23 protein-coding genes are annotated in these 18,257 nt (G+C 64.0%); 12 read left to right on the top strand and 11 right to left on the bottom strand.

Annotation, left to right across the window (positions count from 1 at the left end; translation table 11 throughout):
• The first annotated feature begins 8 nt into the window (after positions 1-8).
• Positions 9-194: a hypothetical protein gene (locus NKH03_RS17005; protein WP_352969389.1), complete on the top strand. Its 186-nt coding sequence runs from the start codon at positions 9-11 to the stop codon at positions 192-194.
• Between the two features lie 184 nt (positions 195-378).
• On the opposite strand, the gene NKH03_RS17010 is transcribed toward NKH03_RS17005, so the two are convergent.
• Positions 379-666: a GIY-YIG nuclease family protein gene (locus tag NKH03_RS17010; RefSeq protein WP_352969391.1), complete on the bottom strand. Its 288-nt coding sequence runs from the start codon at positions 664-666 to the stop codon at positions 379-381.
• A 287-nt stretch (positions 667-953) separates the two neighbouring features.
• Here NKH03_RS17010 and NKH03_RS17015 point away from each other — a divergent pair, with 287 nt between their 5' ends.
• The 4 genes from NKH03_RS17015 (at position 954) to NKH03_RS17030 (ending at position 4,735) form a co-directional block, all read left to right on the top strand.
• Positions 954-1,925, top strand: coding sequence for a sulfonate ABC transporter substrate-binding protein (locus tag NKH03_RS17015; protein WP_352969393.1), 972 nt, complete (start codon positions 954-956; stop codon positions 1,923-1,925).
• A 71-nt stretch (positions 1,926-1,996) separates the two neighbouring features.
• Positions 1,997-3,160, top strand: a complete 1,164-nt coding sequence (gene ssuD / locus NKH03_RS17020; RefSeq protein ID WP_352969395.1) for an FMNH2-dependent alkanesulfonate monooxygenase — start codon at positions 1,997-1,999, stop codon at positions 3,158-3,160.
• Entirely contained in the window at positions 3,157-3,933 is a 777-nt protein-coding gene (locus tag NKH03_RS17025) for an ABC transporter permease subunit (RefSeq protein ID WP_352874078.1), read from the top strand. The genes ssuD and NKH03_RS17025 overlap by 4 nt, the downstream gene beginning before the upstream one ends.
• Positions 3,934-3,943: 10 nt before the next feature.
• Positions 3,944-4,735, top strand: coding sequence for an ATP-binding cassette domain-containing protein (locus tag NKH03_RS17030; RefSeq protein ID WP_352969397.1), 792 nt, complete (start codon positions 3,944-3,946; stop codon positions 4,733-4,735).
• A gap of 330 nt (positions 4,736-5,065) precedes the next feature.
• On the opposite strand, the gene NKH03_RS17035 is transcribed toward NKH03_RS17030, so the two are convergent.
• Complete coding sequence (locus NKH03_RS17035) at positions 5,066-5,251, bottom strand: hypothetical protein (protein ID WP_352969399.1); 186 nt, start codon at positions 5,249-5,251, stop codon at positions 5,066-5,068.
• Between the two features lie 309 nt (positions 5,252-5,560).
• Between NKH03_RS17035 and NKH03_RS17040 the strand changes: the two genes are divergently transcribed.
• The 4 genes from NKH03_RS17040 to NKH03_RS17055 all read left to right on the top strand — a co-directional run bounded on the left by NKH03_RS17040 (position 5,561) and on the right by NKH03_RS17055 (position 8,919).
• Positions 5,561-5,920, top strand: coding sequence for a septal ring lytic transglycosylase RlpA family protein (locus NKH03_RS17040; protein ID WP_352873625.1), 360 nt, complete (start codon positions 5,561-5,563; stop codon positions 5,918-5,920).
• Between the two features lie 232 nt (positions 5,921-6,152).
• Entirely contained in the window at positions 6,153-7,430 is a 1,278-nt protein-coding gene (locus tag NKH03_RS17045) for a polyhydroxyalkanoate depolymerase (protein WP_352873627.1), read from the top strand.
• A gap of 233 nt (positions 7,431-7,663) precedes the next feature.
• Positions 7,664-8,281, top strand: coding sequence for a transglutaminase-like cysteine peptidase (locus tag NKH03_RS17050; protein ID WP_352969401.1), 618 nt, complete (start codon positions 7,664-7,666; stop codon positions 8,279-8,281).
• A gap of 401 nt (positions 8,282-8,682) precedes the next feature.
• Complete coding sequence (locus NKH03_RS17055; RefSeq protein WP_352883181.1) at positions 8,683-8,919, top strand: hypothetical protein; 237 nt, start codon at positions 8,683-8,685, stop codon at positions 8,917-8,919.
• A gap of 109 nt (positions 8,920-9,028) precedes the next feature.
• On the opposite strand, the gene NKH03_RS17060 is transcribed toward NKH03_RS17055, so the two are convergent.
• From NKH03_RS17060 to NKH03_RS17075, 4 genes are read right to left on the bottom strand one after another with little or no spacing between them, the layout of a single operon-like run.
• Positions 9,029-9,397: a helix-turn-helix domain-containing protein gene (locus NKH03_RS17060; RefSeq protein WP_352873632.1), complete on the bottom strand. Its 369-nt coding sequence runs from the start codon at positions 9,395-9,397 to the stop codon at positions 9,029-9,031.
• A gap of 25 nt (positions 9,398-9,422) precedes the next feature.
• Positions 9,423-9,968, bottom strand: a complete 546-nt coding sequence (locus tag NKH03_RS17065) for a Smr/MutS family protein (protein ID WP_352969403.1) — start codon at positions 9,966-9,968, stop codon at positions 9,423-9,425.
• Positions 9,965-11,089, bottom strand: coding sequence for a murein transglycosylase A (mltA, locus tag NKH03_RS17070; RefSeq protein WP_352969405.1), 1,125 nt, complete (start codon positions 11,087-11,089; stop codon positions 9,965-9,967). Before mltA ends, NKH03_RS17065 begins: the two co-directional genes overlap by 4 nt.
• Positions 11,090-11,110: 21 nt before the next feature.
• A complete protein-coding gene (locus NKH03_RS17075; protein WP_352753887.1) occupies positions 11,111-11,818 on the bottom strand; it encodes a Tim44/TimA family putative adaptor protein in 708 nt (235 codons plus the stop codon).
• Positions 11,819-12,030: 212 nt separating this feature from the next.
• On the opposite strand from NKH03_RS17075, the gene NKH03_RS17080 reads away from it, so the two are divergent.
• From NKH03_RS17080 to NKH03_RS17090, 3 genes are all read left to right on the top strand, one after another.
• Positions 12,031-12,531 (top strand): FxsA family protein, encoded by a 501-nt coding sequence (locus tag NKH03_RS17080; RefSeq protein WP_352873638.1) that lies wholly within the window; start codon positions 12,031-12,033, stop codon positions 12,529-12,531.
• Between the two features lie 129 nt (positions 12,532-12,660).
• Positions 12,661-13,161, top strand: a complete 501-nt coding sequence (secB, locus tag NKH03_RS17085) for a protein-export chaperone SecB (RefSeq protein ID WP_352873639.1) — start codon at positions 12,661-12,663, stop codon at positions 13,159-13,161.
• Between the two features lie 233 nt (positions 13,162-13,394).
• Entirely contained in the window at positions 13,395-13,682 is a 288-nt protein-coding gene (locus NKH03_RS17090) for a GIY-YIG nuclease family protein (protein ID WP_352969406.1), read from the top strand.
• A 171-nt stretch (positions 13,683-13,853) separates the two neighbouring features.
• Here the strand turns inward: NKH03_RS17090 and dnaQ are convergent, their stop codons facing one another.
• The 5 genes from dnaQ to NKH03_RS17115 all read right to left on the bottom strand — a co-directional run bounded on the left by dnaQ (position 13,854) and on the right by NKH03_RS17115 (position 17,935).
• Positions 13,854-14,558, bottom strand: a complete 705-nt coding sequence (gene dnaQ, locus NKH03_RS17095; RefSeq protein WP_352969408.1) for a DNA polymerase III subunit epsilon — start codon at positions 14,556-14,558, stop codon at positions 13,854-13,856.
• A gap of 286 nt (positions 14,559-14,844) precedes the next feature.
• Complete coding sequence (gene coaE / locus NKH03_RS17100; RefSeq protein WP_352969410.1) at positions 14,845-15,444, bottom strand: dephospho-CoA kinase; 600 nt, start codon at positions 15,442-15,444, stop codon at positions 14,845-14,847.
• Positions 15,441-16,283, bottom strand: coding sequence for a shikimate dehydrogenase (locus NKH03_RS17105; protein ID WP_352969412.1), 843 nt, complete (start codon positions 16,281-16,283; stop codon positions 15,441-15,443). The genes coaE and NKH03_RS17105 overlap by 4 nt, the downstream gene beginning before the upstream one ends.
• Complete coding sequence (locus NKH03_RS17110; RefSeq protein ID WP_352969413.1) at positions 16,276-16,875, bottom strand: Maf-like protein; 600 nt, start codon at positions 16,873-16,875, stop codon at positions 16,276-16,278. Before NKH03_RS17110 ends, NKH03_RS17105 begins: the two co-directional genes overlap by 8 nt.
• A 238-nt stretch (positions 16,876-17,113) precedes the next feature.
• Positions 17,114-17,935 (bottom strand): pyruvate, water dikinase regulatory protein, encoded by an 822-nt coding sequence (locus NKH03_RS17115; RefSeq protein WP_352969415.1) that lies wholly within the window; start codon positions 17,933-17,935, stop codon positions 17,114-17,116.
• Between the last annotated feature and the right edge of the window lie 322 nt (positions 17,936-18,257).

An 18,257-nucleotide genomic window follows, 5' to 3' on the forward strand; every position in this document is an offset into this window, starting at 1 on the left:
GGATGACGATGACCCATTCCACCGCCGTGCTGTTCGCCCAGGTCGGCAACTGGCTTCTCGCCCGGACCAGGGACAAACAGTCGCTTGAACAGCAACCGAAATCGCCGGCGCCGGTGCACTGGGACGCCGAGCGCGACCGGCTGCCGCCGCGCGACGAGAGTTTCTACTGGGCCTGGCAATATTGGTCGCAGTGAGGGGGCGGCGGGTGCTTGGCGAGTTGATCGCCATTTAGCCCAATTGGACGCCTCGAGGCTGGCCGAAACAACCCTTCCCTTCGTCATCCTAGGGCGAAGCAAGGAGCGAAGCGACGCGGCGCAGACCCTAGGATCCATGCCGCGACAGCGATGCAGTGCTCCGGCGGTGCAAGAAACCGGACGCCTACCACCCCGTCCCGCGAAACAGCTCGAACCATTCCGGATTGGCCTTTTCGATCAATTCGATCTTCCATTGGCGCGGCCAACGTTTCAGCGACTTCTCGCGCTGGATAGCAGCGGTGATATCGAAATATTCTTCGTACCAGACCAGCCGCTGAACGCCGTAGCGGCTGGTGAAGCCCGAGCCTTCACCGGATTTGTGCTCCGGCATGCGGCGGCCGAGATCGTTGGTGACGCCGATGTAAATGGTGCCGCCCTTCTGGCTTGCGGACATGTAGACATAGCCGGTCATGGTTGAAGGGTAGCCCGCGTTGGTGCGTGTACAAGCGCCATTCTGATCCGTTGCATTCTAAGGCAAATGTCACGGCATGGATCCTAGGGTCTGCGCCGCGTCGCTGCGCTCCTTGCTTCGCCCTAGGATGACGAAGCGATGGGCTGCCGCAGAAAACAAATCCGCTCTTCAAACCCATCTCGCAAAATCATTCCTCTACTAAGTTTATAGAACTACCTAGCCTGATCCCATCTTCCAACCGGCGAGGCCATTTTCCCGGCGCCGGTCCGCATCGAAGGAGAGGGATCATGTTCAATATTACCAAGCACTTCAATCTGACCAGACGAGTTTTCGGTATAGGGCTGCTGGCGGCAAGCGCTGCCGTGTCGTTCGGCGCCGCCGCGCAGGAGCTGAAGCAGTTCAGCATCGGCTATCAGAAGACCGGCCTGCCGGTGATCGCCAAGCAGCAGCAGGTGATCGAAAAGGCGCTTGAAGACAAGGGCGTCACCGTCAAATGGGTCGAGTTCACCGCCGGGCCGCCGCTGGTCGAGGCCCTCAATGTCGGCGCCATCGATGCCGGATGGACCGGCGATGCGCCGCCGATCTTCGGCCAGTCGGCCGGCGCCAATATCGTCTATGCGGCGGCACTGCCGTCGAATGGCGAGGGCGAGGCGATCTTCGTCAAGCCGGCCTCGTCCATCCAGTCGGTCGCCGACCTGAAAGGCAAACGCGTCGGCGTCGGCAAGGGCACCAGTGCGCACAATCTGCTCGTCGCCGCGCTGGAAAAGGCCGGCATCCCGTTCGACCAGATCACGCCGGTCTATCTGAGCCCCGCGGATGCGGCCGCCGCCTTCGCCAGCGACCAGATCGACGCCTGGGCCGTCTGGGATCCGTTCTTCGCCATCGCCGAAACCCGCTACCAGCCGCGTGTGCTGGCCCGCTCCAGCGAGGTGCTCAGGGTCAACACCTATTTCCTCGCCAACAAGGATTTCGCCAAGGCGCACCCCGAGATCGTCACGACGACGATCGCGGCCCTCGGCGAGGCGGCGAAATGGGCCGACCAGAACCGCGACAAGGTGGCCGAGGCGCTGCACGAGGTGACCGGTGTGCCGCTCGACGCGCAGACGATCGCCGCCAACCGCACCAAATTCGGCATCATTCCGATCACCGACGAGATCGTCGCGGGCCAGCAGGCGACCGCCGACCGCTTCTTCAAGCTCGGGCTGATCCCGAAGGCGGTCCGCATTTCCGACGCGGTGTGGACCGCGCCAGGCAATTGATTTTTTCTCCGACGGTGCCGGGCGAGAACGCCCGGCACCGTTCGACGTTTGCACCTTCCAAGAGGCCAGACATGACCGCGCCAGCCAGCACCGCACCGCTCGCTTTCTTCTGGTTCATCCCGACGCATGGCGACGGCTCCTATCTCGGTTCCGAGGAGCAGCAGCGGCCGCCGGAGTTCGGTTACTTCAAGGAGATCGCGCAGGCGGTCGACAGGCTTGGCTTTCCCGGCGTGCTGTTGCCGACCGGACAAAACTGCGAGGATTCCTGGATCACCGCGACGGGCCTTGCGACGCTCACCGAAAAACTGAAATTCCTCGTCGCGCTGCGGCCGGGCGTGACGCTGCCAACCTTTGCCGCGCGCCAGACGGCGGCCCTCGACCGGCTGAGCAATGGCCGGCTTCTGCTCAATGTCGTGGTCGGCGGCAATCCGACCGAGCTCGCCGGCGACGGCGTCTTCCTGCCGCATGACGAGCGCTATGCCCAGGCGCATGAATTCCTGACCATCTGGCGCGGACTGGTGTCGGGCGAGCGCGTCAATTTCGACGGCAAATATTACCGCGTCGAGAATGGCCGCCTCGACCTTTTGCCGCGCCAAGAGCGGCCGCCGCTTTATTTCGGCGGGTCGTCGGATGCCGGGCAGGATCTCGCCGCCGATCTGGTCGACATGTATCTGACCTGGGGCGAGCCGCCGGCGCAGGTGGCCGAGAAGCTTGCTGCGGCACGCAGGAAAGCGGGGCTGCGCGGCAGAAAACTGCGCTTCGGCATCCGGCTGCATTTCATCGTGCGCGAGACCGAGGAGGAAGCCTGGCGCGCCGCCGACCGGCTGATCAGCCACGTCACCGACGCCCAGATCGAAAACGCGCAGGCGCGTTTCCTCACCCAGATGGACTCGGTCGGCCAGCGTCGCATGGCCGAACTGCATGGCGGCCGTCGCGACAGGCTGGTGGTGTCGCCCAATCTGTGGGCCGGCGTCGGGCTGGTGCGCGGCGGCGCCGGCACGGCTCTGGTCGGCACGCCGGAGCAGATCACCGAGCGCATCCGCGAATATCAGGCGATCGGCATCGATACCATCATCGGCTCCGGCTATCCGCATCTCGAGGAAGCCTACCGCGTCGCCGAGCTGCTATTCCCAAAACTCGGGCTCGGCACCAGGCGGCAGCGGGCGCATGAGAACATCGCCAACGAATTCTCGGTCGGCTTCCATGGCGCCAACCGCCTGCAGGCCTCGTCATGAGCTTTGGCGCAGGCCTCCGCGGCAATGGCATCGGCTGGCTGCTGCCGGCGCTGGTGATCGCCGGCTGGGAGATTGCATCACGGGCGGGCGTCATGCCGGCCAACGTGCTGCCGGCGCCAAGCGCCGTCGCCGAGGCCTTCTGGCGGCTGACGCTGTCGGGCGAACTGATCCGCAACATCGGCATCAGCACCGCACGCGCGCTTGCCGGCTTCGCCGTCGGCGGCTCGATCGGCTTTGCGCTTGGGCTCGCCAACGGATTGTCGACGCTGAGCCGCGGCCTGACCGACACGACGCTGCAGATGATCCGCAACATTCCGCACCTGGCGCTGATCCCGCTGGTCATCCTGTGGTTCGGCATCGACGAGGAAGCAAAGCTGTTCCTGGTGGCGCTCGGCGTGTTCTTTCCGATCTACGTCAACACGCTGCTCGGCATCCAGAGCGTCGATCCGCAGCTGGTCGAGATGGGCCGCGTCTACGGCATGGATCGGCGCGCCCTGTTCTTCCGCGTGATCCTGCCTGGCGCGCTGCCGGCGATCTTCGTCGGCCTGCGCTATGCCTTGGGCATCATGTGGCTGACGCTGATCGTCGCCGAAACCATCTCGGCCAGCTCCGGCCTCGGCTACATGGCCATGCAGGCGCGAGAATTCCTGCTGATCGATGTCGTCGTGCTGTCGATCCTGATCTATGCGCTGCTCGGCAAGCTCGCCGACAGCCTCGCCCGCCTGCTTGAGCGGCTGTCGCTCGGCTGGCATCCGGCCTTCCAAAACGAATGAGATATTGCCCATGACAGCCACCAGCCTGACAGCCGCCCGCTCGTTCGTTGCCACACCGGCGCGGCCGATAGGCTCGGTCGAAGGACAGCGGGCCTTTGCCTTCAGGCATGTCGGCAAGCGCTTCGGCGACAAGATCGTGCTCGACGGCATCGATCTGGATGTGCCGGCCGGGCAGTTCCTGGCCGTCATCGGCAAGAGCGGCTGCGGCAAGAGCACGCTGCTCAGGCTGCTGGCCGGGCTCGACCGGCCGACGTCAGGATCGCTGACATTCGGAGTGGAAGAGGAAGGCCACGGCCGCACCCGCTTCATGTTCCAGGAACCTCGGCTGTTGCCCTGGGCCAGCGTGGTGAAAAACGTGCAGGTCGGGCTGACCGGGATAGCTTCCGGCGCGGAGGCGCGCCAACGCGCGCTCGACATTCTCGGCGCGGTCGGGCTTGCCGATCGTGCCGACGAATGGCCCTCGGTGCTGTCCGGCGGCCAGAAGCAGCGCGTGGCGCTGGCCCGTGCTCTGGTCGGCCACCCGCAGATCCTGGCGCTCGATGAGCCGCTCGGCGCACTCGACGCGCTGACCCGCATCGAGATGCAGCGGCTTCTGGAGCGCATCTGGCTGACTCAGAGGTTCACCGCCGTGCTGGTCACGCATGATGTCGCCGAGGCGGTCGCGCTCGCCGATCGGGTCGTGGTGATCAGCGAAGGCCGGATCGCGCTCGATCTGGATGTGCCCGTGGAGCGGCCACGCCGGCGCGGTTCCGTCGAGCTTGCGCGGCTTGAGGGCAAGATTCTGGATCGGTTGTTCGGGTAAGGCTGTCGGGGCAGAAGCAGTTCAACGTTCGGGATTTGGCCGAGGCCTCCCCGACTTCGTCATCCACGGGCGGAGCGGAAGCGAAGCGGACGCGAAGACCCGAGGATCCATGCCGTGACCTTGGCCGAAGTATGCAGCAGAGCAGAATTCTCCACCGTGGCGACGCGTTTGAGTCGCGGCATGGATCCTCGGGTCTGCGCTGCGTCGCTGCGCTCCTTGCTCCGCCCGTGGATGACGAAGGGATGGGCGTTTTTGCCAATTGCAACCGGCGGCTCCGCACGATCCTTCGCGATGCCGAGGCGACGGATCGCCAGCGCTTCCCATCGCAGCTTACCCTCCTGACCGGTTCGCCCACACCAGCCCAATCAGGCCGACCAGCATGGTGACGAGGCCGATATAGAGCCATTGCGACTGGCCGGTCATGAAGCTGCCGCCGATCACGCCAACGCCCTGCAGCGACCACAGCGCACCAATGGCAAGCACAATCAATGCCAGCAGATTTTTGGCTAGCCTCATTGTCGGATCTCCCTTTTGAAGTCGATCGGTTGCGGGGTTGCGGCCACGATGAAAGAGCCAAAGGAAGGGACCCGATCGCGCGCACTTCTACTTGGATATCAACGCTCGATCTTGTCAAACAAATCCCGGATATCGTGTCGAAGATCATGATCAATTGATCAGCGCGCGCTGGAAAATCCCTGACAGACTGTTACCCAGTGACTCCAAACGTGTGCCATCGCCACGGAACCGACAGATGATTGCCGCATTTCCTGCCTTATTTGGCTCCTAACGGCTGGGGTCTGTCGAAAACGGAGCCATCCCTCAAATATGAAGAACTCAAAACAGACCGCGCTTGTCGCGGTAACGATCGTTGCTGGCCTAATGGTCGGCGCATCTTCGGCAACCGCCGCCAGCCAGTGCGGCCGCGCCTCGTGGTATGCCCTGCACTCGAAGACCGCATCGGGCGAGCGCATGAACCCGTCGGCAATGACCGCCGCCCACCGCACTTTGCCTTTCGGCACCAAGCTCAGGGTAACCAACAAGAACAACGGCCGCAGCGTCGTCGTGCGCATCAACGATCGCGGCCCGTTCATCAGGGGTCGCGTGCTCGACCTGTCGAAGGGTGCGGCCGGCCAGCTCGGCTTCATTGGTTCCGGCCACACTTCCGTGTGCATGGCGCGCGTCTGAGCTTCCTGTTTCCGGCAAGAGGGGCCGGACACATTACTTACACATTTCGCAGCCGCACACTGAGCCGGCTGGCGCCATTCAGGGCCGATTCCCAGTGCCTTGAACCAAAGAAGCATTGGTCACGCCGCGTGACGTATTGCATCGCAGCAATTAGTTGTTAACTTCGCCGCGAGACATTTAAGGCTCGGCGCTGCTCGTCGTCCCTTCGGTCGCAGCAGCAGCGGGGTTCTCGATGTTCTACCAGCTCTACGAAATGAACCACGCGGCCTTGCAGCCGGCGCGCCTCTATGCCGATGCGGTGCGGCTGTTCTACAGAAATCCGCTCAATCCGTTTTCGCACACGTCCTTCGGCCGTTCGATCGCGGCGACCGCCGAATTGTTCGAGCGCACGACGCGCCGCTACGGCAAGCCGACCTTCGGCCTCGACAAGACGGTGGTCGACTGGAAGAGCGTCGAGGTCGCCGAGAAGACCGTCTGGTCGCGGCCGTTCTGCAATCTCGTCCGCTTCGAACGCTCCGTTCCCGCCGGGCGCAAGCCCGACCCAAAGCTTTTGATCGTGGCGCCGATGTCGGGCCACTATGCGACGCTGCTGCGCGGCACGGTGGAAGCCATGCTGCCCCATGCCGACGTGCACATCACCGACTGGGTCGATGCCCGCATGGTTCCGCTGGCCGACGGCAGCTTCGATCTCGACGATTATATCGACTACATCATCGACATGCTGCATGCGCTGGGTCCCGACACGCATGTGATGGCGGTGTGCCAGCCTTCGGTGCCGGTGCTGGCCGCCGTGGCGCTGATGGAAACCAAGGGCGATCCCTTCGTGCCCTCGACGATGACCCTGATGGGCGGACCGATCGACACTCGCCGCAACCCGACCGCGGTCAATCTGCTGGCGCAGGAAAAGGGCATCGACTGGTTCCGCGACAATGTCATCATGAGCGCGCCGTGGCCGGTGCCGGGCTTCGGCCGCGAGGTCTATCCGGGCTTCCTGCAGCTGTCCGGCTTCATGAGCATGAACCTCGACCGCCACATCATCGCCCACAAGGACTTCTTCATGCACCTTGTGAAGCATGACGGCGACAATGCCGTGAAGCACCGCGATTTCTACGACGAATATCTGGCTGTCATGGACCTGACGGCGGAGTTCTACCTGCAGACCGTCGATACCGTCTTCGTGCGCCAGGCCTTGCCCAAGGGCGAGATGACGCATCGCGGCACCAGGATCGATCCGTCTGATATCCGCAACGTCGCGCTGTTCACGGTCGAAGGCGAGAACGACGATATTTCCGGCCTTGGCCAGACCAAGGCGGCGCACGATTTGTGCCCCAACATCCCCACTGAGCGGCATGCCCACTACATGCAGCCGGCGGTCGGCCATTACGGCGTGTTCAACGGCTCGCGCTTCCGCTCCGAAATCGTGCCGCGCATCGTCGACTTCATCACCAGCTATGGCCGCCAGAACCGTGTCGCGGTGAAGCCGAAGCTGGTCCGTACAGCCAAAAGATAATTCACGGGCGTGACCCGAGGTCGCAGTGGCTTCGGGGCACGACATGCATAAAACAAGGCCTGGAGGCGACAATTCGGGCGATTCGGTCGGCAAAACCGCCGGCGATCCTGTTGCACAAGTGCCGCTGTCCAGCCCCTCGGGTAACCATGCCGACAATCCGGCCGTCGTCGTAATTGACATGGACTGTAAATCCCCCTTAACCTTTCGTTAATAACAAAGGGTGAGCGGGGACAATGATTTCCTCATCAGTGGCGCGAAGGCTGCGCGCATGCGCGGCGGCTTGGCTGGCGGTAACGGGAGGCTGGATAGCACCGGCTTTGGCGGCCGGAGCGATGGCGACCGGGGGCCTCACCTCGCAGCCGATCGGCCACTATGATTTCTGCAAGCTGCATCCCAGCGAATGCTCGATCCGCCCATCCAATCTCGCGCCGGCCCCAATGACCGACGGGCTGATGCGCAAGCTTCTCAACGTCACCGCCAGGGTCAACGCCGCCGTCAAGCCGATGAGCGACATGGACATTTATGGCAAGGACGAGGTCTGGGCCTATCCTGACAAGGACGTCGGCGATTGCGAGGACTACGTGCTGGAGAAGCGGCGCCAGCTTTCGCGCATGAGCATCTCGCTTGCCGATTTGCTGATCACCGTCGTGCGCAAGCCTGACGGCGAGGGCCACGCCGTACTGACGGTGCGCACCGACAAGGGCGACTACGTGCTCGACAATCTGACCGACAAGGTCAGGGCGTGGGACGCGACCGGCTACCGCTTCCTCAAGCGGCAGGCGATCGACAACACCGGCCGCTGGGTCTCGATCCGCGGCGGCCAGCAGGTCCTGGTCGGCGCGGTTCAGTAGTAGCGGCTGGACGCAGCCGCTTCAAAGCGTGACGGCGCTCGCGCCTCCCATGGGATGCGTTTCTCCGTTGTTTTACAATGCCAAGGTCGGCGCCGCCCCTCATTGCCCTGCCGGGCATTTCTCCCCGTATAGTGACGGGGAGAAAGACGCCGTCACCAACAGTTTCGCCAATCATCAACGTTGCAAGAAGAGCGACGAGGTCGCGACCAGTTCCCTTCTCCCCGTCACTATACGGGGAGAAGGTGCCGGCAGGCGGATGAGGGGCAGCGCGACGTTGCCAACTGGATCCCTGTCGCTGCTCGCGACACCACCTCCGACAGAATTTCACATCTCTCCGTGAACCATTTCCTCCCGGCCGACGACACATGGCCGTAGACGGAAACCAATCATGGAGACTTCAGATGACTTTACTTTTGCGAAATGCATTCCTCGCCGCCATCGCGTTATCGGCACTGGCCGGACCCGCCTTGGCCAACCAGACCATCCCAAGCTGCGCCAACACCTCGACCAACGATTTGTGGAGCGGCCGCTGTTGCAGCGTCGGCGAGTCGAACTGCCTGGGCGGTGGAAACAATGGCCACGACCATAACGACAAGGGCGGCCGGGGAAACAATGGCGGCACGGCCGGCAAGAAATGATCTCACCACAGATGCCTGCTGGCGGATCGCCGGCGGGCATCTCTTCACGTAAAGCGAAACGCCTTCGCGAGAAAATCGCCAAGGCGCGCCTCCGGCGCGGATCGCGAAGCTACGGTCGCCGGCCGAGCGCCGCGCGGATCGACGCGGTGATGCGGCGAAGCTCCGCCTCGTCGAGTTTCTCGATGTTCTCGGCCAGCAGATTGGCCAGCTCGGTAGCGGCGGGGCTTAGACCCGACGTGTCGAGCTTGACGCGGGGATGCGAGGCTTCGGCCAGCCGCGCCAGATCCTCGGCGTCGTCCCAGATGATGTTGAAATAACCGATGATCTTCTGGATCAGCGTCCAGGTCGGCGCGCCGCGCCTGCCATGCTCGAGCGCCGACAGATAGGCGGCGCTGACGCCGATCGCCGCCGCCATGTCCTTCTGGCTGACGCCGCGTTCGCCTCGCAGCGCCCGCAGCTTCTCGCCGAACGGGGTCATGTACCCACCTTCATGAGCGAACTCCTCACGATCGAAGCCGCCGCAGCCGGATATAAAGCGCGCCCGAACCGCCATGGTTGCGGGCGGCGTGGTCGTGGCTGGAGACCAGCGGGCGGAAAGCAGGCGTCGACAGCCAGGCCGGTACGGCGCGTCGCAAGACGCCATCGCCGCCTGAGGACGATCCCTTGCCGGTTATGACCAGCACATAGCGGATGCCGCCGGCATGCGCTCGGTGCAGGAACGAGAACAGCAGCGAATAGGCCTCGTCCTGGGTCAGGCCGTGCAGATCGACCCGGCCTTCGATCGGCAGCCGGCCCTTCGACAGCTTGTCCAGCGTCGGCTCGTCGAGCGCATGCGCGACATGCTGCGTCTTCGGCTTTGCCGCGCCGGGCGGATTGGCGGCGGCCGGCGCCGCTTGCGGCGGTGTCGGCCTGGCCTCGGTGGCAATTTCGGGAATGTCGACGGCGATCCTGCCCTTGAGCGGCTTGGCCGTGCGCGCCACTAGGTTCCACAGCACCCGGTCGTCTTCGCTCAGCTTCGCTTCGCTGAGTCTGTTTGGGCGCCGGGTCATCGATTCGACCCCGAAACGAGCGCGCGCGGCACCAGCGCATAAAAATCAGCGGCGTTGCGCACCACGCCGGCGATCGCGCCGGCGGCGTCGCCCGAACCGGCGAAGAGATCTCCCCGCGCCGGCCCGGTGATGGCCGAGCCGGTGTCCTGCGCGATCATCAGGCGCCGGAACGGTTTGGCGTCGAAGGCGGTGAGCGTCGGCGCATCGATATAGAACGGCGTGCCGAATGTGTGCAGCAGGCGGTCGACGGCGATGGAGCGGCCCGGCGTCAGCGGCACCTTGGCGGCGGCGATCGGACCGAGCGACCTGTCCTCGACATCGGCCTCGCGGAAGAAGATGTAGGAGCGGTTCCGCCGCAGGATCTCATCGACGCGGTCCGGATTCGCCTTGAACCAGGCGCGGATTGACTGCATCGTCACCTGCGCCAACGGGATTTCTCCCAGTTCGCTCAACACCTTGCCGGGCCCGGTGAAGCGCTGGCCGGATTTGGCGGCATAGGTGACGCGGGAAAGCCGGCCGTCGGTCATGTTCAGTCGTGCGGCACCCTGCACGTGAATGAAAAAGGCATCGACCTTGTCGGCCAGCCAGGCGATTTCCAGGCCTTTGCCGGTCAGCGCCCCGCGCTCGATCTCGCCACGGTCGGGATATTCGACCAGCCGGTCCCCGGTCTGGCGAGCGAAGGCGAGGTAAGGGTCCAGGCCGGGCGGCCGGTTGCCGTCGTCGATATCGACGAGATCGGCCGGGCGCGACAGCAGCGGCACCGAAAAGCGCTCGGTTCGCACCGGCGACGCTTCGACGACGGGCTCATAAAAACCGGTGACGAGGCCGACGCCGCCGTTCTCGGCGGGGATATGCACGGGCGAGAAATGGCGCTCGAAGAAAGCCCGGGCTTCCTTTCGATCCAGAAATGGCGACCGATTCGCCGGCGAAACGGTGCGAGCCTCGGCGTAGATATCGGCGAAGGCACCAAAATCGATGCCGAGCGCACCGCTGCGATACGGTTTGGTCAGGACGTGAAAGGCCGAGCGGCGAAAGGCGGCGAAGGCCGCCAGATGATCGTCATCGTTCCAGCCGGGAAGGTCGGCAAAAGATTTTCCGACAAAGAGGGGCGATAGCGACACCGGAGCCTCGCCGCGTGTTCCCTAGTCTTCTTCCTCGGTGGCGACGAGCTTCCAGTTGGGATCGCGCGAGCGTGTGTCGCGGGCGAAGGTCCAGACGTCCTTGACCTCGGCCACGGTTTCCGGGTCGCCATCGATCACCGCGCCGGCCTTGTCGCGGGTCGCCGAAATCAGCTCGCTGATGATGCGAAGCGTGACATGCGCCTCGCCGCCCTTCATCTCGGCCGAGACGATGTCGGCCTTGTCGATGCCGACGAAAGACGACTGGATCTTCTCCGCCTTGGCCTCGCGCTCGCCTATTGCCGCGACAAAGCCGTCAAAGACCTCGCGCGACAACAGGTTCTTCAGCGTTTTGCGGTCGCCGTCGGCATAGGCCATGACGATCATCTCATAGGCCATCTTGGCGCCGTCGACGAAACTCTTCGGCTCGAAGGAAGGGTCGTTGTCCTTGATCGCGCGCAGCCCCTTGTTGAGGTCGGTGTCGGGCTTGGCGAAGGCGTCGATCGCCGCATAGGTGTCGGCCGCGGGCTCGCCCGGCAGACGCTTGCGCGGCAGCGAGACGACGTTCTCGGATTTCTGGGCGGCATCCTTGTCGCCGCCGCGGGCCGCCGTATAGGGATCGAAGGGCGGCCGTTCGCTGCCGGTGCGACGGCCCAGCACATTGCGCAGCTGGAAAAAGATGACCACCGCCGCAATCAGGAAGAAAATCGTGCCGAAGTCGAAGAAACCCATATCTTCCGCCAATCAATCCCTGCCCTGTGGCCGGACCGTCGGGCCCAATGGCCGCGGTCGCATAGCGTTCAACATTCAAAGCATATAGAACGCAAGGCGCAATCATTCAAATCAAAGGCAGGCATACCTATCTGACGGCCTCAGTGCCAGCGGCGATTGCTCGCCGCCGAAACAATCGAAACGATCACAACGATCCGAAAGGTTGCCAAGACTTGCGCATTTCGTTCCTTCCGCTTTTTGTCCTGGCACTTCCGCTGCTGGAAATCGCCGGCTTCGTGGTCGTCGGTCGCCAGGTCGGCGCTTTGGCGACGGTCGGCCTGGTGCTGGCGTCTGGTATCGCCGGCGCGCTGCTGCTCAGGCATCAGGGTTTCGGCGTCATGACGCGTATCCGCGCCGAAATGGACGCCGGCCGCGATCCGAGCGGGCAGCTTGCGCATGGCGCCATGATCGTGCTGGCGGCGATCCTTTTGATCATCCCCGGTTTCATCACGGACATTATCGGCCTGCTGCTGTTCCTGCCGCCGGTCCGCGACCTCGCCTGGCGGGCCTTGAAGGGCCGCGTCGTGCTGGCCACGAATTTTTCGACCGGTGGCTTCCGCGGCCGGCGGCGCGACAAGACTATTGACCTCGACGATGGCGATTATTCGCGCGAAGACGACTTCAAGCGCGGACCGGACCACAACTCGCCCTGGCGCCGCCTCAAGGACGATTGAGGCCGCCGCCTAGCGCCATCCCGGGACGGAGAAGAAGGCGGCAAACCTTGTCTTGTCATCCCCGCCATGGTAGCGAACGCCCGATTTCAATTCGGTCAGCGACGCTGCCCAGGCAAGAGGACAAGGCTTATGGCCAGCAAAGATGACGCGCCGGTCGGCGCAGCCAATGGAAACGGAAACGCGGCGCAGCCGTCGCTCAACGTTCTGGCGCAATATGTTAAGGACCTTTCCTTCGAGAGCCCCGGCGCGCCGAATTCGCTGCGCGGCCGCGATAAGGCGCCCGGCATCGCCATCAACGTCAACGTCAACGCCAACCCGCTCTCCGACAAGCAGTTCGACGTCAATCTGACGCTGAACGCCAAGGCGTCCTTCGACCAGGAAGTGCTGTTCAACGTCGAGCTGGTCTATGGCGGCGTGTTCGCCGTCGCGGGCTTCCCGCAGGAACACATGCTGCCGATCCTGTTCATCGAATGCCCGCGCCTTTTGTTCCCGTTCGCCCGCCAGATCATCGCCGAGGCAACCCGCAATGGCGGCTTCCCGCCGCTGATGCTCGACCCGATCGACTTCGCGCAGATGTTCCAGCAGAAGCTGGCCGAGGACCAGGCGGCGTCCAAGGTCAAGGTGAGCTGAGGCCTGCCTGCGACGGATTGTGAAAAGCCCGGCCTCGCGCCGGGTTTTTTGTTGAAGGGGGGTGGGATAGCGAATCTTCGAGGTTAGCCGAAGTCCTCGCGTCTTCGTCATCCTAGGGCGGAGCAAGGAGCGAAGCGACGCAGACCCTAGGATCCATGCCGTGACGTTTGCCTTAGAATGCAACGGATCAGAATGGCGCTTGTCCCCGCGCCTATGCTCGCTACGCTAAAACCATGACCGGCTATGTCTACATGACTGCGAGCCAGAAGGGTGGCACCATCTATATCGGTGTTACCAACGATCTTGGTCGCCGCATGCCGGAGCACAAGTCGGGCCAAGGCTCTCATTTCACCGGCCGCTACGGCGTGCAGCGGCTGGTCTGGTACGAAGAATTTTTCGATATCACCGATGCCATCCAGCGCGAGAAGTCGCTGAAGCGCTGGCCACGTCAATGGAAGATCGACCTGATCGAAAAGGCCAATCCGGAATGGTTCGAGCTGTTTCGCGGGACGGGGTGGTAGCGCTCGATCTTGGGCCGTTTTGATCCGCCGCTTGCGTCACGGCATGGATCCTAGGGTCTGCGCGCGTCGCTTCGCTCCTTGCTCCGCCCTAGGATGACGAAGACGAGGAGGGCTTCGGCCAATCTCCGAGGTTGGCGCTGGCACCTCGTTGCAACCAACCTCCAACCGTCGCTAATTCCCCAGAACCTTCAACCACAACGCCTTCTCGCCCAACGTCGCGACCATGCCGGCGTGCGCCGCGCGCTCGGCTTCGGTCAGGCGGAGCGGCAAGGATGCCGGGCGCTGGCTTACCACAATCTCGATCTGGCGGACATTCTCGCCGCCTTGCGCCGGCGCGGTGGCGCTGTCGAGGATGAGGGCTGCCTGCTTGCCGCCGATCAGCTCGATATAGACCTCGGCCAGCAATTCGGAATCGAGCAGGGCGCCGTGCTTGGTGCGCCTTGTGTTGTCGATGCCGTAGCGCCGGCAGAGCGCGTCGAGCGAATTGGGACCCATCGGGTGCTTGCGGCGCGCCAGTGCCAGCGTGTCGACGACAAGACCGTTGTCGATGAGGGGATGACCGAGACGACCGAATTCGACATTGAGGAAGCCGACGTCGAAGGTGGCGTTGTGGGCGACCAGCTTGGCGCCCTCGGTGAAGTCCAGCCATTCCCGCGCAATTTCGGCGAAGGTCGGCTTGCCCGCGAGGTCCGCCGCGCTGATGCCGTGCACGGCCTGCGCCTCGGCGTGGATCGCGCGTCCTTGAGGATTGATGTAGTGGTGGAAGGTCTTTCCGGTCGGAAAGCGGTTGACCAGCTCGACGGCGCCCAGCTCGATCACGCGGTCGTCGCGCGAATCGAGGCCGGTGGTTTCCGTGTCGAAGATGATCTCACGCATCGAATCAGTTGCTCCTGGGGAGCAGAATCGTGAGACCGGAACAAAATGGCAATGGGAAACCGCGCTGGTCACAATAATCACTTCAGGTTTGTGCCGCCCCTCATCGCCCTGCCGGGCACTTCTCCCCGTATAGTGACGGGGGGAAGTGGGCTGGCCGCAACCTTGGCACCTTTTCCGCAACGTTGGAGATTGGCGAAATCCTTCGCGAAGGCGTCCTTCTCCCCGTCACTATACGGGGAGAAGATGCCGGCAGGCAGATGAGGGGCGGCGCCGACATCAGCAAGTTTCAGTGGCCTGTCTGGCCGACCCCTGTCAGTTGCCTGATGATCGCATTCACCTCAGCTCGCGCGGCGTCGAATCCCTGGCCGGTATCGACGATGAAATCGGCCTGACGGCGCTTTTCCGCATCCGGCACCTGCTTGGCCAGGATCGACGCCAGTTTCTCCTCCGTCATGCCGGGCCGCGCCAGCACGCGTTCGCGCTGGATTTCGGCCGGCGCGGTGACGACGACGACCTTGTCGACGCGGTCGCGGCCGCCGGTTTCGAACAGCAGCGGAATGTCGAGGACGGCGATCGGCGCGCCGGCGGCACGATGAAGCGCCAGGAAGGCATCGGCATCGGCGCGCACCAGCGGATGAATGATCGCTTCCAGCCGCTTCAGCGCGGCGGCGTCGCCGAGCACGCGCTGGCCAAGTTTTGCACGGTCGACCACGCCGGCGGATGTTGTGCCGGGAAAGGCCGCCTCGACCAGGGGCGCGGCCTTGCCGGCATAGAGGCGATGCACCGTCTCGTCGGAATCGTGAACCGGCACGCCGGCCTCGGCGAACATCTTCGCCGTGGTCGACTTGCCCATGCCGATCGAGCCGGTGAGGCCGAGGACGATCATGGCTTCGGCACCAGATCGGCAACGACGATCGCGCGCAGTTCAGCCGTGACTTGCGGCCTGACGCCGAACCAGCGCTCGAAGCCGGGCACCGCCTGATGCAGCAGCATGCCGAGGCCGTCGACCGTCTTCAGGTTTCTCGCGCGGGCCGCCGCAAGCAGCGGCGTCTCCAGCGGCACGTAGACGATATCGGTGACGATGGCGTGGTCCGGCAACATAGCGGGATCGGCCGGCAGGCCTTCATTGCCGTGCATGCCGAGCGCCGTGGTGTTTATCAGCAGGCCGGCATCGCCAAGCAATTCGCCGGTCGCCGCCATGCCATGCGCCGAGACGCCGGCGCCGAAACGATCGCGCAATTCCATAGCCCGGGCGAGTGTCCGGTTGACGATGCGGATGTCGGCGACGCCGCACTCCTTCAGCGCATGGACGACGGCGCGCGATGCGCCGCCGGCGCCGAGCACGACCGCCGGGCCGTTGCTCGCCCAGCCCGGCGCATGATCGTCGAGATTGGCGGCGAAGCCGTGCGCGTCGGTGTTGCCGCCCCACAAGGCGCCGTCCTCGAACCACAGCGTGTTGACGGCGCCGATCTCTTGCGCCGCCTGGTCGCGGCGTTCGGCCATCGCGAAGGCCGCCTCCTTGTGCGGGATGGTGACGTTGCCGCCGCTATAGCCGTTCGCCTGCAGCGTCTTCACGAACTCGGCAAAGTTTTCCGGCGCGATATCGATGGCCTGGTAGCTGCCGTCGATGCCATGCCTGGCCAGCCAATAGCCGTGGATCTTCGGCGAGCGCGAATGCTTGACCGGGTGGCCGGTGACGAAGGCCTTTTTCGACGCCTCAGCCATCGATCGCTCCGAGCGTGCGCAGTTCGGCCAGCAGCGGCAGCAGCGGCAGGCCGACAATGGTGAAATGGTCGCCCTCGATTTTGTCGAAGAGCTGAACGCCTTCGCCTTCGATCTGGTAGGCGCCGACGCTTCCGAGCGCCTTGGCACCGACGCGGGCGAGATGGCGGCCGATGAAGGCCGGGTCGAGCTTGCGCATGGTCATCGAAGCGATGCCGACATGCCGCCACAGCACCGCGCCGTCGCGGACCAGCACGGCAGCGCTGTTGAGTTGATGGGTCTTGCCCGACAGCGCCAGCAGATGACGGCGCGCGCCTTCCCTATCGGCCGGCTTGTGGAACACCTCGTCGCCGAGCGACAGCGTCTGGTCGCAGCCGAGCACCAGGGCGCCCGGCCTGCGCTCGCTGACTTCGGTGGCCTTGGCCTCGGCCAGCACCAGGGCGACATCCTCGGGCGAGACACCGCTGTCCTGCAAGGGCGCCTCGAGCGCCCGCTCGTCGACATCGGCCGGAACCGCCTCGACATCGACGCCGGCATCGACGAGCATCGCCTTGCGGAACGGGCTGCCGGAAGCGAGGATGATTTTCTCGGTCATGCTGATTCACCCAGGTTGGCGTTCCGTCACGCACCCCTCATCCGACCGAGCTTCGCTCGGCCACCTTCTCCCACAAGGGGAGAAGGGAAGTCCCGCGCGTACGCTGCTGCAGATCGCCAACTGGCGGTATCTTGCGGAGACGACGGCGCCACGTCCTTCCTTCTCCCCTTGTGGGAGAAGGTGGCCTCGCGAAGCGAGGTCGGATGAGGGGTGTTGGTGCTCACTTATCTTACCTGCCCTAGCGCGACTTCCCTCTCAGGGCAACGATGGCAGCCGCCGTTTCCTCGATCGAGCGGCGGCTGACGTCGATCATCGGCCAGCCGTGGCGCGTGCAGATCTTGCGGGCATAAGCGAGCTCTTCGCTGATGGCGGCGCGGTCGACATAGTCCGATGCCTCATAAGAACTGCTGTTGCCGAGGAGGCGGTTTTGCCTGACATGCGAGATGCGCTCGGCGGTGGCGATCAGCCCGACGATGAGCGGCTTGCTGGCGTTGACCAGGCTTTCCGGCACCGGCACGCCGAGCACGATCGGAATGTTGGCGGTCTTGATGCCGCGGTTGGCGAGATAGATGCTGGTCGGCGTCTTCGAGGTGCGCGAGATGCCGATCAGCACGACATCGGCATCGTCCATGTTGATCGGCAGCTGACCGTCATCATGGTCCATGGTGAAATTGAGTGCGTCGATGCGGCGGAAATATTCGGCGTCGAGAACATGCTGGGCGCCGACGCGGCGGCCGGCCGGCGTGCCGAGATAGGACTGGAACACGGTCAGCACCGGCTCCAGCACCGACACACAGGGCAGACCCATCGTCGCGCAGCGCTCGTCGATGCCGCGCGCCAGCTTCTGGTCGACGACCGTGTAGAGGATGATGCCTGGCTCCTCCTCGATGTCCTCGAACACTTTTGCCACCTGCTTTTCGGTGCGGATGAGCGGGTAGATGTGCTCGATGGCGCGCGCATCCTTGTATTGCGCCGAAGCCGCCCGGCCGGCGGCGAGCAGCGTTTCGCCGGTCGCGTCGGAAATCAGGTGCAGATGGAAGAAGCTTTGGGGTTTGTTCACAGGGGGTCACCTGAGGCTGTGGGCTTCTGTGGATAAAGCGGGATGAAAAGACGGGCCGATGGGAGGTGACTGTATCAGAAGGTGGTTTGTCCACAATTCGTTGCCCTGTCAGCTTCGTCGGGCGGCTGGGGACAAGTCTGGGGACGGCTTCTCTTGCTTCTCGCCCGTCCACAGGGCGGGCTTTGCCCCGCGTCTCGTAATGCTTTGACTCCAGTGGCGGATTCCTGTTCGTCCCCAGAACCCTACATTCAGGCAAAAGAAGCGCGCGACAATATGTTCGCTGGTTTTTTCCGGAGCAAAGCGGGACAGGTGACAACCACCA

The organism is Mesorhizobium sp. M1406, assembly GCF_040317555.1.
Classification (GTDB): Bacteria; Pseudomonadota; Alphaproteobacteria; order Rhizobiales; family Rhizobiaceae; genus Mesorhizobium.

What these genes read in the sequence shown, in the direction of transcription:
- NKH03_RS17050 (WP_352969401.1), top strand. Translation starts at nt 7,664, where the DNA reads ATGATTTCCTCATCAGTGGCGCGAAGGCTGCGCGCATGCGCGGCGGCT.
- NKH03_RS17055 (WP_352883181.1), top strand. Translation starts at nt 8,683, where the DNA reads ATGACTTTACTTTTGCGAAATGCATTCCTCGCCGCCATCGCGTTATCG.
- NKH03_RS17005 (WP_352969389.1), top strand. Translation starts at nt 9, where the DNA reads ATGACCCATTCCACCGCCGTGCTGTTCGCCCAGGTCGGCAACTGGCTT.
- NKH03_RS17035 (WP_352969399.1), bottom strand. Translation starts at nt 5,251, where the DNA reads ATGAGGCTAGCCAAAAATCTGCTGGCATTGATTGTGCTTGCCATTGGT.
- coaE (WP_352969410.1), bottom strand. Translation starts at nt 15,444, where the DNA reads ATGATCGTCCTCGGCCTCACCGGCTCGATCGGCATGGGCAAGTCGACC.
- dnaQ (WP_352969408.1), bottom strand. Translation starts at nt 14,558, where the DNA reads ATGCGTGAGATCATCTTCGACACGGAAACCACCGGCCTCGATTCGCGC.
- NKH03_RS17075 (WP_352753887.1), bottom strand. Translation starts at nt 11,818, where the DNA reads ATGGGTTTCTTCGACTTCGGCACGATTTTCTTCCTGATTGCGGCGGTG.
- NKH03_RS17015 (WP_352969393.1), top strand. Translation starts at nt 954, where the DNA reads ATGTTCAATATTACCAAGCACTTCAATCTGACCAGACGAGTTTTCGGT.
- ssuD (WP_352969395.1), top strand. Translation starts at nt 1,997, where the DNA reads ATGACCGCGCCAGCCAGCACCGCACCGCTCGCTTTCTTCTGGTTCATC.
- secB (WP_352873639.1), top strand. Translation starts at nt 12,661, where the DNA reads ATGGCCAGCAAAGATGACGCGCCGGTCGGCGCAGCCAATGGAAACGGA.
- NKH03_RS17065 (WP_352969403.1), bottom strand. Translation starts at nt 9,968, where the DNA reads ATGACCCGGCGCCCAAACAGACTCAGCGAAGCGAAGCTGAGCGAAGAC.
- NKH03_RS17045 (WP_352873627.1), top strand. Translation starts at nt 6,153, where the DNA reads ATGTTCTACCAGCTCTACGAAATGAACCACGCGGCCTTGCAGCCGGCG.
- NKH03_RS17060 (WP_352873632.1), bottom strand. Translation starts at nt 9,397, where the DNA reads ATGACCCCGTTCGGCGAGAAGCTGCGGGCGCTGCGAGGCGAACGCGGC.
- NKH03_RS17040 (WP_352873625.1), top strand. Translation starts at nt 5,561, where the DNA reads ATGAAGAACTCAAAACAGACCGCGCTTGTCGCGGTAACGATCGTTGCT.
- NKH03_RS17010 (WP_352969391.1), bottom strand. Translation starts at nt 666, where the DNA reads ATGACCGGCTATGTCTACATGTCCGCAAGCCAGAAGGGCGGCACCATT.
- NKH03_RS17090 (WP_352969406.1), top strand. Translation starts at nt 13,395, where the DNA reads ATGACCGGCTATGTCTACATGACTGCGAGCCAGAAGGGTGGCACCATC.
- NKH03_RS17030 (WP_352969397.1), top strand. Translation starts at nt 3,944, where the DNA reads ATGACAGCCACCAGCCTGACAGCCGCCCGCTCGTTCGTTGCCACACCG.
- NKH03_RS17110 (WP_352969413.1), bottom strand. Translation starts at nt 16,875, where the DNA reads ATGACCGAGAAAATCATCCTCGCTTCCGGCAGCCCGTTCCGCAAGGCG.
- NKH03_RS17025 (WP_352874078.1), top strand. Translation starts at nt 3,157, where the DNA reads ATGAGCTTTGGCGCAGGCCTCCGCGGCAATGGCATCGGCTGGCTGCTG.
- NKH03_RS17105 (WP_352969412.1), bottom strand. Translation starts at nt 16,283, where the DNA reads ATGGCTGAGGCGTCGAAAAAGGCCTTCGTCACCGGCCACCCGGTCAAG.